The organism is Streptomyces sp. NPDC018947 (assembly GCF_044390505.1).
Classification (GTDB): Bacteria; Actinomycetota; Actinomycetes; order Streptomycetales; family Streptomycetaceae; genus Streptomyces.
Genome location: NZ_JBIRZD010000025.1, coordinates 1 through 16,736, shown reverse-complemented (window position 1 = coordinate 16,736; position 16,736 = coordinate 1). Strand labels below are relative to the sequence as shown.

General features: G+C 68.5%; 20 protein-coding genes and 2 pseudogenes. 15 read left to right on the top strand and 7 right to left on the bottom strand.

What is annotated here, in order from left to right:
• Positions 1-184: 184 nt before the first annotated feature.
• Positions 185-942, bottom strand: a pseudogene (locus ACH499_RS33150) (transposase); the annotation flags it as partial.
• Between ACH499_RS33150 and ACH499_RS33145 the strand changes: the two are divergent.
• From ACH499_RS33145 to ACH499_RS33115, 7 genes are all read left to right on the top strand, one after another.
• Positions 842-1,480, top strand: a complete 639-nt coding sequence (locus tag ACH499_RS33145) for an ATP-binding protein (protein WP_399020701.1) — start codon at positions 842-844, stop codon at positions 1,478-1,480. The pseudogene ACH499_RS33150 and the gene ACH499_RS33145 overlap by 101 nt on opposite strands.
• Positions 1,481-1,502: 22 nt before the next feature.
• Positions 1,503-2,552: a YihY/virulence factor BrkB family protein gene (locus ACH499_RS33140; RefSeq protein WP_399020610.1), complete on the top strand. Its 1,050-nt coding sequence runs from the start codon at positions 1,503-1,505 to the stop codon at positions 2,550-2,552.
• Between the two features lie 53 nt (positions 2,553-2,605).
• Positions 2,606-3,154 (top strand): phosphatase PAP2 family protein, encoded by a 549-nt coding sequence (locus ACH499_RS33135; protein WP_399020609.1) that lies wholly within the window; start codon positions 2,606-2,608, stop codon positions 3,152-3,154.
• A 368-nt stretch (positions 3,155-3,522) separates the two neighbouring features.
• A complete protein-coding gene (locus ACH499_RS33130; protein WP_399020607.1) occupies positions 3,523-4,341 on the top strand; it encodes a DUF2382 domain-containing protein in 819 nt (272 codons plus the stop codon).
• An 832-nt stretch (positions 4,342-5,173) separates the two neighbouring features.
• Positions 5,174-5,656, top strand: a complete 483-nt coding sequence (locus ACH499_RS33125) for an Asp23/Gls24 family envelope stress response protein (protein ID WP_399020605.1) — start codon at positions 5,174-5,176, stop codon at positions 5,654-5,656.
• A 331-nt stretch (positions 5,657-5,987) separates the two neighbouring features.
• On the top strand, positions 5,988-6,629 hold the full coding sequence (locus ACH499_RS33120) for a hypothetical protein (RefSeq protein ID WP_399020603.1): 642 nt from the start codon (positions 5,988-5,990) through the stop codon (positions 6,627-6,629).
• Positions 6,630-6,688: 59 nt separating this feature from the next.
• Positions 6,689-7,396, top strand: a complete 708-nt coding sequence (locus tag ACH499_RS33115; protein ID WP_399020601.1) for a hypothetical protein — start codon at positions 6,689-6,691, stop codon at positions 7,394-7,396.
• Positions 7,397-7,634: 238 nt separating this feature from the next.
• Here the strand turns inward: ACH499_RS33115 and ACH499_RS33110 are convergent, their stop codons facing one another.
• A complete protein-coding gene (locus ACH499_RS33110) occupies positions 7,635-8,603 on the bottom strand; it encodes a GNAT family N-acetyltransferase (RefSeq protein WP_399020699.1) in 969 nt (322 codons plus the stop codon).
• A 477-nt stretch (positions 8,604-9,080) separates the two neighbouring features.
• Here ACH499_RS33110 and ACH499_RS33105 point away from each other — a divergent pair, with 477 nt between their 5' ends.
• Complete coding sequence (locus ACH499_RS33105) at positions 9,081-9,299, top strand: hypothetical protein (protein WP_399020598.1); 219 nt, start codon at positions 9,081-9,083, stop codon at positions 9,297-9,299.
• Here the strand turns inward: ACH499_RS33105 and ACH499_RS33100 are convergent.
• Positions 9,300-9,866 (bottom strand): annotated as a pseudogene (locus tag ACH499_RS33100) (IS630 family transposase); the annotation flags it as partial.
• On the opposite strand from ACH499_RS33100, the gene ACH499_RS33095 reads away from it, so the two are divergent.
• The 5 genes from ACH499_RS33095 to ACH499_RS33075 all read left to right on the top strand — a co-directional run bounded on the left by ACH499_RS33095 (position 9,774) and on the right by ACH499_RS33075 (position 11,670).
• Complete coding sequence (locus tag ACH499_RS33095; RefSeq protein WP_399020697.1) at positions 9,774-10,040, top strand: hypothetical protein; 267 nt, start codon at positions 9,774-9,776, stop codon at positions 10,038-10,040. The pseudogene ACH499_RS33100 and the gene ACH499_RS33095 overlap by 93 nt on opposite strands.
• 306 nt (positions 10,041-10,346) lie before the next feature.
• A complete protein-coding gene (locus tag ACH499_RS33090; RefSeq protein WP_399020695.1) occupies positions 10,347-10,727 on the top strand; it encodes a transposase in 381 nt (126 codons plus the stop codon).
• A gap of 189 nt (positions 10,728-10,916) precedes the next feature.
• Positions 10,917-11,186: a hypothetical protein gene (locus tag ACH499_RS33085; protein WP_399020596.1), complete on the top strand. Its 270-nt coding sequence runs from the start codon at positions 10,917-10,919 to the stop codon at positions 11,184-11,186.
• A gap of 25 nt (positions 11,187-11,211) precedes the next feature.
• Positions 11,212-11,373 (top strand): hypothetical protein, encoded by a 162-nt coding sequence (locus ACH499_RS33080; protein WP_399020594.1) that lies wholly within the window; start codon positions 11,212-11,214, stop codon positions 11,371-11,373.
• An 18-nt stretch (positions 11,374-11,391) separates the two neighbouring features.
• Positions 11,392-11,670 (top strand): PH domain-containing protein, encoded by a 279-nt coding sequence (locus tag ACH499_RS33075; RefSeq protein WP_399020592.1) that lies wholly within the window; start codon positions 11,392-11,394, stop codon positions 11,668-11,670.
• Between the two features lie 58 nt (positions 11,671-11,728).
• Here ACH499_RS33075 and ACH499_RS33070 read toward each other — a convergent pair whose 3' ends face one another.
• A complete protein-coding gene (locus ACH499_RS33070; protein ID WP_399020590.1) occupies positions 11,729-12,157 on the bottom strand; it encodes a DUF5958 family protein in 429 nt (142 codons plus the stop codon).
• Positions 12,158-12,345: 188 nt separating this feature from the next.
• On the opposite strand from ACH499_RS33070, the gene ACH499_RS33065 reads away from it, so the two are divergent.
• Complete coding sequence (locus ACH499_RS33065) at positions 12,346-13,302, top strand: PIN domain-containing protein (protein ID WP_399020588.1); 957 nt, start codon at positions 12,346-12,348, stop codon at positions 13,300-13,302.
• 308 nt (positions 13,303-13,610) lie between these two features.
• Positions 13,611-14,417 carry an IS5 family transposase gene (locus tag ACH499_RS33060; protein WP_399020587.1) on the top strand — a complete coding sequence of 269 codons (807 nt, stop codon included), beginning with the start codon at positions 13,611-13,613 and terminating at the stop codon, positions 14,415-14,417.
• Here ACH499_RS33060 and ACH499_RS33055 read toward each other — a convergent pair.
• From ACH499_RS33055 to ACH499_RS33045, 3 genes are all read right to left on the bottom strand, one after another.
• Positions 14,359-14,865: a hypothetical protein gene (locus ACH499_RS33055; protein ID WP_399020693.1), complete on the bottom strand. Its 507-nt coding sequence runs from the start codon at positions 14,863-14,865 to the stop codon at positions 14,359-14,361. The genes ACH499_RS33060 and ACH499_RS33055 overlap by 59 nt on opposite strands.
• 233 nt (positions 14,866-15,098) lie before the next feature.
• A complete protein-coding gene (locus ACH499_RS33050) occupies positions 15,099-16,019 on the bottom strand; it encodes a DUF4238 domain-containing protein (protein WP_399020585.1) in 921 nt (306 codons plus the stop codon).
• Between the two features lie 100 nt (positions 16,020-16,119).
• On the bottom strand, positions 16,120-16,377 hold the full coding sequence (locus tag ACH499_RS33045) for a DUF6221 family protein (RefSeq protein ID WP_399020583.1): 258 nt from the start codon (positions 16,375-16,377) through the stop codon (positions 16,120-16,122).
• Between the last annotated feature and the right edge of the window lie 359 nt (positions 16,378-16,736).

Genomic DNA, 16,736 nt, shown 5'->3' with positions numbered 1-16,736 from the left:
GGACGGGTGGAGGAAGTCGCGGGCCGGCCGGTCAACCGGCCGCCGTAGGAGAGTTCGCCCGGACCACCTGCCGTCCGCGCCCGCCCCGTGCCCGGTGGTCAGAGCTGGCGGATGATGTGCTGCTGCCACAGGTACAGCCACTCGCTGTGCCCGTGTTCGCCGGGGGGTGCCTCCATGTCCTTCGTCAAGCGAGGCGTGGGGTTCTGGCTTCGTAGAAGGTGCCGTCGCGGAGCATCGCGAACAGCACGCTGATGCGGTGGCGGGCCAGGCGGAGAAGCGCCTGGGTGTGGGTCTTTCCGCGGGCCCGGCATCGGTCGTAGTAGGTGCGGGAGGCGGGATCGTGCAGGGCAGCGAACGCGGACAGGAACATCGCGCGTTTGAGCTGCCGGTTGCCGCCTCTGGGCGCGTGCTCGCCGTGGATCGAAGTCCCTGAAGACTTCGTGGTCGGGGCGAGGCCGGCGTAGAAGGCGAGGTGGGCGGCGGTGGGGAAGCTGGTGCCGTCGCCGACGGTGACCAGCAAGGTGGCGGCGGTCCTGACCGCGACCCCCGGAATCGAGGTCAGGACCGGGGAAAGAGGGTGAGCCTCCAGCAGCTGTCCGATCTGCGCTTCCAGGGCTCGTCGCTGCTCGTGGACGGCCGCGAGCGAGCGGGCCAGTGACGGGATTACGAGGTCGAGGGTGCCGGTGCCCGGGACCACGACGGTCTGCTCGTCGAGGGCGTCGAAGACCTCGTCGATCAGCCGGGTGGCCATGCCGGGGCCTTGGGCCGGATCACCTCAACGAGTCTGCGGCGACCGGCCTTTCGCATGGCGGCCGGGGAGCCGTAGCGTTCCAGCAGCCAGGTGACGGCCTGGTGGTCGAGCCGGGGTCCGAGGACGCGCTCGAGGCTGGGGTGGAACTGGGTGAGCAGGCCGCGTATCCGGTTGGAGGTGCGGGTGGCTTGGGGGAGACGGAGCCTCAGCGCCTTTGATGCCCAGCGCGGCCAGTCGCTCTCGCTGCTCGGGCATGAGTTGTGCCCAGGTGCCCGGTTCCTGCTGCCGCCACCGCCACGTGCCGATGTCGTCGCCCGTGAAGGTGACGCCCGGCGCGATGTAGGGCAGGCGGCCGTCGGCGTCGGCAAGACCCACATCGCCCAGGCCCTCGGCCACCTCGCCGTCCGCCAGGGCGCCCACGTCCGTTTCGCCAAGACCAGCCGCATCCTCGCCGACCTCGCCGGCGGCCACGCGGACCGCACCTGGGAGAAACGGATCCGCGAAGTCATCCGGCCCGACGTCCTCATCCTCGATGATTTCGCGATGCGACAGCTGTCCGCGGCCAGGCCGATGACTCCGCACGCGGATCGCCGCCGGCTACGTCTGATCCGGCGCAGGCACGCCGACTGCGCGCGCGCACGCAGCCGGGCGGCACGAGCGGCGTACGGACCCGCCTGGCCGGGCCCTGACAAGCCTGCCCGGTGGCTCTGTGGGACGTGGTACGGATGAGCTTCAGGGGTACTTGGCGTCTATGGCAAAGATGCATCTTCCTCGGCGAAAAGATCATCATGTGGAGGATCCTGCACCGGCGCCGGAAGAGGTGGGGCCTGTGCCCGAGGTTCAGCGGCGCGAGCCGGAAGGCCCGTCGAAGCTGCCGAAGGGGTCGTGGGGTGCCGTTCTCAAGGGCAGTCTGCGCGAGTTCAAGGACGATGAGCTCACCGACCGGGCGGCGGCGCTGACGTATTACGGGATTCTGGCCCTGTTTCCGGCGCTGCTGGCGCTGGTGTCGTTGCTCGGCCTCACCGGCAAGTCGACCACGGACACGGTGCTGGACAATCTCAAGCAGTTCGCCCCCGGCTCTGTCCGCGACATCCTGACGGGCGCGGTGCAGCAGCTGCAGGGCAATGCCGGGATCGGCTCGCTGATGGCTCTGGTGGGTCTGGTGCTGGCGATCTGGTCGGCGTCCGGGTATGTGGCGGCGTTCATCCGCGCGGCCAATGCCGTGTACGACATGCCCGAGGGCCGCCCGGTGTGGAAGATCCTGCCCGTGAGGCTCGGTGTGACGGTCGCGCTTTTGATCCTGGCCGTGATCAGTGCGGTGATCGTGGTGTTCACCGGTGGCCTGGCCCGCCAGGCCGGCAACGCGCTCGGTCTCGGCGACACCGCGCTGACGGTGTGGTCGATCGCGAAGTGGCCGGTGCTGGTGGTCCTGGTCACCGTCATGATCGCGATCCTGTACTGGGCGAGCCCGAACGCGAAGGTGAAGGGCTTCAAGTGGGTCACGCCGGGCAGCTTCCTCGCCCTGGTCATCTGGATGATCGCCTCCGCCGGCTTCGCGGTCTACGTCGCCAACTTCGCCTCCTACAACAAGACCTACGGCACGATGGCCGGCGTCATCGTCTTCCTGGTGTGGCTGTGGATCACCAACTTGGCGATCCTGCTGGGCCTGGAGTTCGATGCGGAGGCTGCCCGGCAGCGGGCCATCGCCGGCGGGCACCCACCGCAGGCTGAGCCCTACACCCAGCCGCGCGACACCCGTAAGTGGGACGAGCAGGACCGGCGCCGTCTGGACGGCGGGTGACGGCACAGGTCGATCTTGGGTGCTGGCCGGTGACCTGGGGGTAGCGGAGGTGCATGAGGGTGGACGAGGGGTTGCGTGACACGGACCGGGTGCTGACGAAACAGGCCGCCTCCCGGATCCCGCCCGCCCTGGCGAGGACGCTGTCGGCGGTCGAGGAAGCGGCGCAGGGCACCAAGCTGTGGTGCGGCGCGGCCGCGGTCATCGCCGGCCTGGGCGGCTGGCGCGGCCGCAGGACGGCAGCCGCGGGCATGACAGCGCTGACGGTGGCGCAGCTGGTGTCCAACGGCGTGTGCAAGCAGCTGGCCGACCGTCCCAGGCCGCCCAAACACTGGATCCCGCACGACGAGGTCGAGGACCGGCCGGAGTCGTCGTCCTTCCCGTCCGGGCACACGGCGGCCGCCGTGGCGTTCACCGCCGCCGTCGCCGCCACCTGGCCACTGGCCGGCGCCCTGTGCACGGTCCCGGCCGCAGCGGTGGCCCTCGAGCGGGTGCAGAGCGGCGCCCACTACCCCAGCGACGTCACCGCCGGCGCCGCCATCGGCCTGGCCGCCGCCTGGCTCACCCGGCGCGCTCCGCGCCTGCTGCTGCGCCACTGGACGTAGATCCGGCGGCGCCCCCACAGCTTGCGTCCCCCTGGCGAAGACCAGACGTTCGGTGTGTGCGAGCGGCACAAGACGGGCACTCGCCTGCCGGGACGGGGCGGGCTGCGCTCGCGAAGTGCTGGAACGTGGCCTGCCGTCCGGTTTCCGGCACTGACCTCAGTGCCACCAATCCCCGCAGCCACCGGCCCGGCTGCGGGGACCGGTGCTGTCCGACGCCAGCGGGAGGGTGCGCTTCGGTGCCGGGGCACTGCTGCGCGTCGATGCGCTCAACAGCTTCCCGTTTCAACCATGCTGATCCCGTTTTGTGTGTATGGGTGGTGGTTAGCCGGACGGAGGAAACCGGACGCGAACAGAGAGGGTGAGGATCAGTGATCACCCAGGAGCAGATCCCCACGGTGCTGGATCACCCGGTCTACGACACCGAAGGCAACAAGATCGGCGACGCCAGGCACGTCTTCCTCGACGACGCCACCGGCATGCCCGAGTGGGTGAGCGTGAAGACCGGCCTGTTCGGCACCAGCGAATCGTTCGTCCCCATCCACGACGCCTCCCTGGTGGAGGACCACCTGGAGGTCCCCTACGCCAAGGACAAAGTCAAGGACGCGCCCAACGTCGACGTCGACGCCGGCGGCCACCTCTCCGACAACGAGGAACACCGCCTGTACGAGCACTACGGCCTGGCCTGGGACGACGCCTGGCAGCGGGCCAACGAGCCCGGCAAGGGCGGCTGGGCCCGCAACCGCACCGACGACACGGGCGGAATGCCCGCCGACACCGACGCCGGCGGCATGGGGGTCGGTGAAGATGACGCGATGACGCGCTCGGAGGAGCGCATGCACGTCGGCACCGAGCGCCGTGAGACGGGCCGGGCCCGGCTGCGCAAGTACGTCGTCACCGAAGAAGTCCAGCAGACCGTGCCGGTGCGCCGCGAGGAGGTCCGCGTCGAACGCGAGCCGATCACGGACGAAAACCGCGATGCCGCCCTGTCCGGGCCCGACATCAGCGAGGCCGAACACGAGGTCACCCTGCACGAGGAACGCCCCGTGACCGAGACCGAGACCGTCCCGGTGGAGCGGGTGCGTATGACCACCGAGGAACACACCGAAGAGGAGACGGTGCGCGGCCAGGTGCGCAAGGAACAGATCGACACCGAAGGCGCCGACGACGAAGAACGGCGCGACACCTGACACCGCGCCCACCTCGCACGCCGGCCCGTTCGGAACCTGCTCGAGCGGGCTGGCGGCGTGTGCCCGGCAACTCCAGCCACCAGACCCGGCGGCCAGGCCACACCATCCAGCTCACCCGTACAACCGCGGTCAAACCGCAGCACCACGGCCGTCCGGGGCAGCGCTCAAGCTCGTGCAGCGGCCGCTCGGGACCGAGGGCAGAGGGCGGCAGGTCATCGATGCCGGGCAGGCCGCCGGGATGGGCCGCGGCGTGCTGGGGGGGTCCGCTGCGGGCGGCGACCACCGCGGCGGCCGGTCGGACGCTCTTGTGGAGAACCTGGTCGTCGAAAAGCCACATTTCTACGTGCCCTGCATAGTCGGGGCCAGAAGCTCGGGCAGGCGCACGATGTCCTCCGGGGCCGAGCGAGGCAGTCACAGCGTCGTTCGCGTCAGCCAGGAAGGCCAGTAGCTGCCGTGCCCGCTCGGCGTCGGCCCGAGTGGAGCGCTCGGCGGCGAGCAGCTCCTCCGCCGCGTGAGCTGTCGGTTGATGGTCACCCGGGTCGGGTGCAAACCTGGGGCAGGCGCCGTGGCCGAGGAGCACGGTTGGCGGTCACCAGAAACCGTTGATCTGCCGGGCGCCAGCCAATGAACTCGGCCCGAGCACCCGCCTGCCCTTGGAACTCGCTCCAGGGCGGAGGCACGCTGAAGGCAAGCACAACTTCTAGGGGCGAAGCCTGCGGTGACAGAAGTCCCCGGTATGAGGGTCCGTGTGTCTGGATCAGTGACCCCTTCAGAGGACGAGCCCTTCCCCAAGGCTCCGGTGGGAGCCTGTTGATCGAGGAGGTGGCCTTCGATGATGGAGGCAACCAAAGCGGCCAAGGCCCAGTCACGCGGCTCGGGCATGACAACAACGCAGGGTAGTCCCGGGGCCGGTACGACTCCGGCGACGCGGGGCAGGACGACCATTGCGGATGGGGTGGTGGCGAAGATCGCCGGGATGGCGGCACGGGAGGTACCGGGCATCCATTCGCTGGGCGGTGGCCTCGCTCGCACCATGGGAGCAGTGCGGGAGAGGGTCCCCGGTGGACGCGCGACGAGTGTCACCCGTGGGGTCAAGGTCGAGGTCGGCGAGCGTCAGGCCGCCGTTGATCTGTCCCTTGTGGTGGAGTACGGAGTGGCCATCACCGACACCGTTGGGGAGGTCCGCGAGAACGTGATCACAGCGGTGGAGAGGATGACGGGCCTTGAGGTTGTCGAGGTCAATGTCGCGGTCACCGACGTCCACCTGCCCGACGAAGAGGAAGAGGAGGAAGCCGGCGCGGTGCGCGTGCAGTAGCGGGGCGCAGCAGCACCGTGCCCCACACCTCGCGGCCCAGTCCGCCGCCTTCTCAGGGCGCGGTGTCACTGTGGCCATACGCTCAGGCCAGCGCGTCGTGCACTTCGCGGCAGTAGCCGCTCCGAGATCCGGGACGCGGCCCTTGCGCAGCGCCCCGGCGACACGGGCCTGGACGGGGAGCCGGTGGTGTGGGAGGCGGACCGTCTCGCCTTCGAGCGGCTTCAGCAGCGCCTGGCCCGCCGTCGCCGGGCCGGCATCCTGGCGGCCGCGCGCACCTGGCCCGCCCACGGGGCGTCGGATCCGTAGCGCCTCCCTGCCTGGAGGGGCACTGATGAAGGCCGTGAGGAAGATTGCTGCTGCAGTGGTGGCGACTGGGATGCTGGCAGCCTGCGGTGGAGCAACCGGTGACGATGGGAAGGCGGGCAGTGGAGGACCGGACGGCTCCTCACCGAGCGCTGAGAAGTCGCTGGTGAAGGCGCCGGAAGGGTTCGACACCTCCAAGGGCTGGCAACAGGCCGTCTCCTGGGTCTCGGAAGATGCTGAGAGCATGCCGGTGGGAGCCGCTCCCGAAGCGGGCGTCGTCGCCTTCCTTCAGAAGCAGGGCGAAGATTACGTCGTCGAGGCCCGCGACGCTTCTACCGGCGCCCCTCGCTGGAGCAGCAAGGCGTGGCGGCCGCCGGTTCTCCCTGAAAACGTGGCACCGGATGAGGCGTATCTCCCCCGACTCCTCGTGGTGAACGAAGGCGACCGTGAGTACGTTGCGGTCTGGGCGTACGCGCCGCACTTCAAGGACAAGGACACCGTCTCTCTTGTCCGCTACCCGGCCGACTCCTCCGGCAAGGGAATCGCCCCCGCCCACGCCCGCTCCCTTCCCATAGAAGCCGACGGCCCGGCGAAGGTCGTCGACGGTGGCAGCGGGCTCCTGGTCAGCTGGGAAGACAAGGCACCTCATACGCCGCCGCCATCGACCTAACGAAGGATCACGTCCAGACCTATGACGAGAGCCTGGAACTGCCCGTCTGCCAGGACGAGGTGGCCTGCATCGACAGCAGCGTGGACGGGCTCTCGCAGGACGGCCCGGTCATCGGGCTCAACCCGGGCGGGTTCGGAGTCCCTGGCATCTGGCAGTCCTTCGACGCCGTTCCGCCGGGAGCCCCTGCCACCAAGAGCGGCAGGTGGGGAAATGGCGTCGTGCGGCACATCCTTGACGACCACGTCCTGTCCGAGTGGGAAGCAGAGAGGGACCCGGCGCGGCCGGAGAACACGACGGTAGCCGCTATGCACGACCTGAAGACCGGCAAGCTCAAGGCGTCCGTGCGATGCGACACGGAGGACGGGGACGGCGTCTCTTTCCAGCCCATGGTGTCGCCGAACGGCCGCTACGCCATCGCGGGCACCGTCGCCATGGACCTCGAGCAAGGCAAGGCGCACTGCCTCCAGGACAATGGTGAGCAGGAAAGCGTACGGCTGGTGTCCGTCGGCGACGACGGCATCGCCTACGATCTCCAGCGAGCCTCGTCGCAGCGGGTCCCCGTCGCCGTCACCCTCGACACCGGGAAGGCGGAGCCTCTGCCGAAGGGGACCCACATCCCCTTCCTGTCCCTGCCCCAGGCCGGAGGGTTCTCCCTGCCGTCCCCGAACGGGGACGGGCTGCTCTTCACCTTCCACCCGCGCCGCCGACCACACCGGTGGGCGCGGCCCGGCCCACAGCCGCGCCCACTCGATAGCTGGCCTCTTTGATCGCAACCTGGCCAGTGACGTCCCGTGCCGGTTCCGCTTCGGCGGCTTGCCGCCCGGCCGGACGGTTCGGGCCCATCTCCTGTGGCATTTGGCCAGGACAGCAGCCGCGTACTCAAGCCTCGGGGAGTGTGGCCTTGTCCGCGAACACTTCGACAGCGGTCCGCGAGGTGTGCCGTCGGAACGTTCACGGGGTCCGCCAGCACCGGGCCTTTCCGGCGGGCCGAGCGCGGCGGTGGTCTCAGCGCCAGTCGTCAATTATATATGCGTCGGGGTGGCTGTATCCGGGTTCGTTGGGCCTGTGCATGGTCACGCCCTGCAGCCAGGTGCGGAAACCGCGGTCGATCATGCGCTGGTAGGCATCCGGGCGCCCCAGGTTCATTCCGGCATCCAACTGACCCAGTCCGCGCTCGGCGGCGAGCCGCTCGCATGCTTCGAGCAGTCGCTCGAACCGGTCGGCGGCCTCCGGACCAGGACGTACGGCGCCGAATTTGACGAAGCATACGTCCGTGCCGGCCTCCGACCCGGCTCCGCAATGGCAGACGGCCAGGCCATCGAGCTCGGAGCCGGCGCCCTGGAGCAGGACGGTGTCACCGAGTCCCTGCGCGTGCACGGCCACGATCTCGCGTTCCAGGCTCAGGCCCTCGTGCACGGCTCCGGTCAGGGCGCGACACAGGCTCAGCGCGTCGGGCCGCTCGGCGGCGGGCAGTTCGCCGTAGAGCACCCGGCCGGGGACTGCGGCGCCGTCTGCGACCTGCTTCTTCATGATGGCTGTGAGGAATCGGGGCCAGAAACCGTACCGGCGGTAGAGCTCAAGGTGCTTGGGGCTGTGCGAGAAGGTGAACAGGCCGAGGTGGCTGTTCCCCCAGGCGGCGAAGCAGTCCATGACCGGCTCCATCAGACGCCTGCCGATGCCCTGGTCCCACAGATCCGGACGTACGGTCAGCGGTCCGAAGAACCCCACGCTGCCCCAGTTGATGGCGAAGTTCGATCCGACTACTTCACCCTCGACCGTCGCCGCGAACGCTGCCTGTGGATCGGCCGCCCAGCGCGTACGGACGTAGTCCACGGTTCCGAAAGGATCAGGTGCCCCTAGGAAGGTACCGAAGGCGGCCCTGCAGATCTCATCGGCCCGATCCAGGTCCGCCTCACCCAGCGGGCGGACTGATGCAGGGACCGCTCCACTCTTGCCCTCCGCTGCTCGTGGCATCATCGCTGTCTCCTTTCCACCTCCGTTCCATCGCAGCACGGAGGTACGTGGCAGGCGAGGCGAACGGTCCGCGACATACCCGAAGATCGAGGATTACGCCGGTCCACCTTGCCTTTCCGCGGAAACCACAGCTGGCAGTCGGCGTCAGCGACCACGCCGCCTGGATCGCCCTCTCCGACTCCACACGATGAGTGATCACACAACGTCATGCTCTGTAGGTGATCCGGGTCGGCTCCTACGGGGCGCTCGACAACGGCACCATGTCCCAGGCCCGGCTCTCCAAGGAGATTTTGGGACTACGAGCGCTACGCCGGGCACCGCGTCTGGGAGGGAGCCCGCGGCACCAATGGCCGCACGTTCCCGTTCTGGCAGCGCCACCGCTACACCCGCTCCGAGCGCTTCCCGCGGCTGCACGTCGTCCTGGCGAGGAAGGCGGAGCACCTGCTCGACAACCACCTCCAGGCGCTCGCCGACGACGTGAAGGGCATCGCCGTCGCGGTGTGGGTGAACACCCTGCCCCGGCTCCAGCGCGGTGAGCCCTGGTACGAGATCGGTGTCGATGACCCGGACCGGCGCCGCCGGCGCTACCCGGAGCCCGTAGGCCCGCTGAGGGGCGGAGCAGGCCCGCCGGAGACGACGACGCTCCTCCCACAACAGCCGTGGGGGAGCGTCGTCCTGTGCGCGGCGGCGGGCTAGCTAGTGATCTGAGTCAGAGATTCGTCGGCAGTAGGCGGCGACTCTCTCGAGGATTTCGTCAGCTGTCTTCGTCCATACGAAGGGTCTGGGGTGCTCGTTCCAGTCGGCGAGCCAGCCGCGGATATCGTGCTCGAGGGCCTGGACGGAGCGGTGGACGCCGCGCTTGAGTTTCTTCTGTGTGAGTTCGGCGAACCATCGCTCCACCAGGTTCAACCAGGACGCGCTGGTCGGGGTGAAGTGCAGGTGGAACCGTGGGTGAGCCAGCAGCCACTTCTTGATGTCGGGTGTCTTGTGGGTCGCATAGTTGTCGAGGATCAGGTGGACCTGGAGGCCGGCCGGTACTTCCTTGTCGAGTTTGGTGAGGAACTTCTTGAACTCGGCGGCCCGATGGCGGCGGTGAAGCGAGCCGATGACCTTGCCGGTCGCCACTTCCAGGGCGGCGAACAGGGTGGTGGTGCCGGCGCGGACGTAGTCATGACTACGGCGTTCAGGAACGCCGGGCATCATCGGCAGCACCGGCTGGGATCGGTCGAGAGCCTGGATCTGCGACTTCTCGTCCACGCAGACGCGTCGATCCGCGCGTACGCGGCCGACCAGCGTGCCAAGGTCGACGTCCTCGCCTCGGTGCTGGAGGACATCGCTGCCAACGGCTACCCATCCCCGGACACGGGCATGCTGTGGGAGGAAGCCCGCGACGCCCACCTGGAGCGCCTCGCCGGCGAGCAGCCCCGTGTCGCCTGAGCACGCACCGCGCAGGTCCCAGGTCGTCCTGGTGGAGCCCGCGCTGAGCCAGCTGGCGAAGCTCACGGCGGCCGAGACGCACCGCCTGGACCGCGCGATCGTAGCGATCAGCGTCAACCCCGAGCTCGGCAGCCCGGTGCCCGATACCCTGCTGCGCGACTACGTCGACGACGTCGACGGAGTCCGCGTCATCTACCACGTCACGGCCCTGCGTCAGATCACGATCGTCGCCTACGTTGCCTCACGGGCACAGGCCTCACCCGGACGACACCACGCCTACAACCTCAGTAGTGCAGCCGCTGCTGCCTGCGCCGCGGACAGGGCCGAAGGACGGGCGGCGGGAGAAGCATCCGACGCCGGACGGTGGACGCGATCATGTACGTGGTACGCACCGGATGCGCCTGGCGGCTGTTGCCACACGACTTCCCGCCCTGGCAGACCGTGTACTGGTATTTCGTGCGCTGGCACGACGAGGGCACTGTCACCCACATCCACAACGCCCTGCGTGCCCAGGTTCGTCAGGCCGAGGGCCGAAATGCCGAGCCCACGGCCGGACTGATCGACTCCCAGTCAATACGCACCGCCGACACTGTCCCGAGCATGACTCGCCGCTTCGACGCGGGCAAGAAGGTCAAGGGCCGGAAGCGGTTCATCGTCACCGATACCCTCGGTCTGCTGCTGACCTGACCGTCCACGTCGTGAGGGCCAGTGCCCAGGACCGCGACCGGGCCAAGCGATCCCTGTTGTGGACACGGCTGGACCATGCCACCGTGCTGAAGGTCTGGGCCGATCAAAGTTTCGCCGGTCGCCTGGTCGACTGGGCAGCCACCATCGGCGTGCGTGCCGTCCAGCGTGCGGGAGGAGAATGGGGCAGGGATGCTGGAGCAGCTGATCGACGACAACGATGAGTTGTGGAGGGCCGTTGAGCGGATCGGCCGGCACCGGCTTCCCAGTCTGGCCCATATCGATCCGTACGGAGACACCACGCTGAGCGGTGATGCGATCGACCGGATGGTGCGTGAACTTGAAAGCGCGGATCTTGCCCGTCTGCGGGACGGCGAACTCGAGGTCGTGGCGACGCTGTTGGCCTGGGGGCGACGGTGCCGTGCCGATCGCAACCTGCGGGTCACCTTCTCCGGGGACTAGAGCGCGTGTCAGTAGCATCATGAACATGCCCGATGAATGGATCGGTCTCAGTGAGGTCGAGCAGCGGAGGAACTGGTGGTGGACCGGTTTCCTGATGCTGGTCTTTGCCGGTGGCGCCATAGCGGTGGGCCTGGCCGAGCCGACATCAGGCCGATGGTGGTGGGCCGGTGGCTTTGGTGTTGCATAGTTGCCCTCGGCCTTCTACATGTTCAACCGTGGATACGGTCGGACACGCCTGACCGCAGACGGAATGGAGTTCCGCACCCTCGTGAGCCGGCGTTCGGTTCCCTGGAGCGAGATCACCCGAATCGAGAAGCGTCAGCACCTCACGCGTAGTGGATCCTGGTGGGACGTGCGGGCCGTACGGGTTCGTGGGCGTTCGCTCACGATTCCCGGGGCCTTCACCAACCGAAGGTGGGATGCGGAGTTCGAGCGGAAGTTGTCCGCCATCCACGAGCGTTGGTCGCGCGCAATGGGCGGCTGACGGCACTCACGCCGGGAGAGCCCCGGTGGCCGTGGGGAACGCGGCGGCATCGCCGAAGTCACTTTGCTCGGTGCGCTGGCAGGTTGTGCCATGCATGCCGGCAGGTGCCTTGGCAGTACGCCTCGCGGCGGCGCGTGTCGGCAATGGCGAACGCCGAAACGAGGACACGGAACGCCTTGACGTGTTCGGCGGCGGGAAGGCCCGCGAAGCCGTAGCGGGGCGGGTCCATGCAGATCATCACCGAGGGGGTGGCTGTGGGCTTCACACCGGACCGCGCCACCCCCGCACGGCCATCCGCAGTCGTAACGTGCGCCTGCATCGCGTAGCCGGCGATTTCCCGCAGTACCTCCTGCTGGCATGCGGGGGCGAACCCGGAGAACCAGGCCACGCCAGCGTCCAACGGTCGTAGTCCCTGGGCGATCTCGTTGACAACCCGCTCGGTCTGTTGCCGGATAGCGCGGCCGCCGTCGCTGCTCGTCTCGGTCACCGAATGATGGTGTCACGCGCGCCGCCGCATCCACGTTCCCGGCCTGCGTACCCAGCGTCCCAGCCGAGGCCGCCCCGGCCCCGAGGCCGCCCCGCCCGGCTGTGCCGTCCCGCGGCCATTCCAGAGGACGGGCGAGGTGCTGACCCGGTTCTCCTAAAATCGCCGGCCCCGGCTGGCAGGATCAGCGCATGCTCATCACGCCCCGGCCCGGCGCCGACCGCCGCAACATTCGTCAAGCGCTCCGTAGCGCCCACACCTCGGCCAGCAACCTCCAGGGAGCAACCGGACCGGAGACGGCCCACTCCCGGCTCATGCGCTACCTGAACTGGGCTACCGAGACCGCTGGGACCCTCCGTCACCAGATCAGCGACGACGACATCGATCGCCTGCTGTTGACCCAGCGCTACCAGTCACTCCTGAGCAGCTGCGGCATGCTCGCCGGCAGCGCCCAGGAGCGCCTCGTCAATGGACTGGTCAACCTTGAAGTGACCGAGCGCATCCAAGCACTCGAAGAAGCCTTGGGCATCCTCAACGACCGGATAGAGCGCTGGACCGGACGTGAGTGGTTCGTCGTCGCCGACTCCAGCTTCTACATCCAGAACACGGACAAACTCTCCGAGGCCGACCTGCACAAGCTCCTTGGTCTGCCGCCGGATGACGATATCAGGCTGCTGTTCCCGATCGTCGTGGTCGACGAGCTGGACGGATTGAAGGAGTCGGGTAAGCACCGATCGCGCTGGCGTGCCTCCCACACGCTGGGCTGCCTGGACGAGGTCCTCAACGGCTCCACCTTCGGCGTCTTGCGCCAGTCGGACAGGAGCGGCGAGCCGGCCCTGTGGCGGGGCGAGGTGAACGTGGAGATCGTCCTGGACCAGCCCGGCCATGTCCGTCTGCCGATCGCTGACGACGAGATCATCGACCGGGCGGTGGCCATCCAGTCCCTCGCGGCGCGCGAGGTGCGGCTGTTGACGTGCGACACCGGGCAGCACACCCGCGGGCGGGCTGCGGGGTTGAAGGCGACCAAGGTGGAGACGAAGGATCCCGGCCCAGAGCCGGACTGGGAGGCTGAGGCCAAGCCGAGCAATGGCACCCGTGCGAGGCGTCGCGAGCGGCAGACTGATCGGGCGACGCCGCCCCTGGCCTGATCCGGTCACGCTGCGGTCGGAGACGAGAGTGGCCGAGTTACTGCCTGTTCTCTATCCGCTCGTGCGGTCGGACAGGTTCGAACGGGGACCTGGTTCGGGTGAGTTGTCCGGAGCGGGTGCATGAAGGAAGGGCCTCTTGGTAGCTCGCGGATGTCGAGTCCAGCGAGGAGCAAGAGGCCCTGTTGTCGAAGTGTCGCGTGGTCGTGGTCGCCGAGTCCAGTTCGTCCACTCGTGGGTGTGACTGCCTCGCCCACAGGTTCGGGAACGCGGTCGACCGGCCGCAGCGCCGGCCCCGATACGGCTCGGACATGAGCGATGCCGAGTGGGCCGTGGTGAAGGATCTGCTGCCGGTTCCGGGCTGGCTTTCGGGCCGCGGCGGGCGTCCGGAGGGCTACTGCCATCGGCAGATGATCGACGCAGTGCGCTACCTCGTCGACAACGGCATCAAGTGGCGGGCGATGCCGGCGGACTTCCCGCCCTGGCCGCGCGTCTACGCCTTCTTCGCCCGCTGGCGGGACACGGGACTGGTCACCGAGCTGCACGACCGGCTGCGGGAAGCCGTCCGCGCCGGTGACGGCCGCAGCACCGAGCCGAGCGCGGGGGTCGTGGACTCGCAGTCGGTGAAGGCGGACGCCACCGTCACTTTCGGCTCACGGGGCTACGACGCGGGCAAGAAGATCAACGGTCGCAAGCGGCACCTGCTCACCGACACGCTCGGACTTCTCCTGGCCGTGCTGGTCACACCGGCGTCTGTGACCGACCGGGACGGCGCCCGGTCCCTTCTGCCGCAGGCTGCGGACCGCTTCCGGCGGCTGGCGCGGGTCTGGGCCGACGGCGGCTACACCGGCCACCTCACCGACTGGACCAGCCAGCATTTCGGGCTCGTCCTCGACATCGTCCGCCGCAGCGAGGACGTCCGCGGCTTCCAGCCACTGCCCCGCCGCTGGGTCGTTGAGCGGCCCTTCGCCTGGTTTCTGCGCAGCCGCCGCCTGGTCCGGGACTACGAACGCCGCCCCGACACGAGCGAAGCCGTCATCCGCTGGTCGATGATCGCCCTCATGAACCGCCGCCTGGCCGCACAGCCTCATCAGTGCGCTGTTGTGTCGGCAGGGTGAACCTCCCGGGCTTTGCCTCGACCAGCCAGCCCCGTTCCACCAGCCTCTTCAACCGTGCTCTCGCACCCTCGACGCGTGAGGCCGAGGCACTGTCCCAGCCAAGCACCACGGCCGCCCGCCGCGCACCCAGCCCCTCGTTGCCGGCCTCGGCCGCGGCTGCCATCACCGCCTGATAATCGACGGACAGATCCTCGGGGCCGGCCGCGTTCTGGCGATGCGGCACCGCACGGCGCGGGCCCACCGGCTTCCTCGGCGACGGGCCAACAACCGTCTCGGTCGGCTGTTCCTCCTCGGCGAGCGCTTCCAGATACTGCTCGAGGCCGATCGTCCGAAGCCTGAGAACCTCCTCGGCCTCCACCAAGTCCGCCCGCACCCGATCCAGTTCGGCTTCGAGCTCCTCCACCCGCACGGCAGCGGCCTTCCGCCGTGTTTCCAGGACCGCCCGCATCGACGGCATCCGCCACCCCCACACCGACTCGATCAGCAACGAGTCGAGACTCCCGCCACAGCCGCAATCTCATGTCCGACCAGCAGAATCCGCACACGCCATTCGGAAAGCGAACGGCCTCTTAGCCAGCCGGGGCGGTCGGCGACTCGGGAAGCGCCGCGGTGAGCTGGCTGACGGAGGCGGAGCCCGACTCAGGAAGTCGTGGGCAATGGCGGAACTGCCAGCGGCCGGCCTTACGCGGTAGACCCGGGCTTGTAGCCCTGGAGGAATGCCGGTGCGACCAGTCGTTGCCGCTCCAGCAGGCCAGGTAGGTCCTGTGCGAGCTTGGGGTGGGCCTGCTTCCACTGAGGGGAGTGTGCCACGAACTCCCGGCTGTTGAAGACGGTGAACCGGTTGATGGCGGCCGCATCCAGGCGGGATAGCTCGTCAGGGTCACGGGAAATGATGAGGGCGAGGCTGCTGCCGAGCGGCACTGTAATGCGCCGGAAGTTGGTGAAGCCGATGCCAACGCCGTGATCGAAGAAGCCGACAGGTATGTCTGGCGGCGGGGAGCCTACGACCCCTGACATGCACAGAGGATTGTCGCTGACGATCAGTCCGCCGCCGCGTGGCCGGTAGCACGCCCAGTGCATGCCGCTGGACAGCAGGACCGATACCAGGTCGTTCCACTGGTCCTCGTAAGGGGCGTCCTCGTCGTTGCGTGCCTGCCATGGCCAGATGACTGTCCGGGTGATCAGGCGCATCATGCTGGACTGGATTTCTTCGTCGGTCAGGTCATAGTCGTTGACGCCTGCAGACTGGTTGACCACGTGCCGCAGGAAGCGGCTGCGCTGCCATTGCAGGGCCAGCAGCCAAGCCAGAGCCTCCCGGGCATGCTCGGGTACGGCGCGTTCACGGCGTTGCACAAGCTCCCTGATGACGGTGGCGGCCTGCCCTTCGATGTCGCCCATGGCGGCTTCCATCGACGAATGGTCGGGATCTTGCCCAGGCCGGTAGATCGAGTGCCCGTACTTGCGTTGTCCCGTCTCTTTCACGTTCCTTGGGAAGGCACGTTCGCTGGCCCATTGATGCACGTACAGCTGTCCGCCTTGCCCGGCGAAGTACTTGAGCAAGAACTGGGGAACGAAGTGGTGTCTGACAGGGTACGGCGGCATACGGGAGACTGTAGCGGTGCCCCTGAGGCGGCTGGCCACCGGAGCGGGGGAGGACGAGCCAGCACACCGCCGTGCACCCCGCTCCTCTCTCTCAAAACCTCTAGGGGCGCCATTCCTGCTGATAGGCGGGGTGCTCGGCGTACGACTGGGCCAGGACACGAATCGCGTAGGTGAGGCCCGCGTGACGCGTGTCCGCGGGGTCCATGGCCGTGTAGTCCCGTGCCAGCATGTCGATCAGATCGAGCATGGGCAGGTGGCCGTCGAGGAGGGCCTCGCCGCCGAACGTCTGGGCAACGTAGGCGTAGGCGTGGTTGTCCTCCTCGATGCGAGCGCGGAGGAACATCAGTAGGTCGTCCATGGGCTCATCCTCGCGCGCCGCCCGCTGCGCCGGCCCCTGCCGTCGGCGTCCCCGGCCTCGACTCAGGCGGGGTGTCGCGGGGCTTGCCCCTGCTGGGGGCAGTGTCCATCCGGCCGGAAGGGATTCCGCACCACCCACCCCTATGCGGGGGGCAGACCCCTTCGGCCGCCGGGCCCGCCCCCCTTCCGGGGCGGGCCCGGCCCTCCGGCACCATCCGGCCCGGCACTAACCGACACCCCACGGCGAACCCACCACTCATCCATAACTGATGGTTTCAGAATGAGATCCGGAGGCAGTGAAGGCACATCGGTGCAGCCGGTTGAGGCGAGGGCCTGTCCGGCTTGTCCCATGCGGCTCTG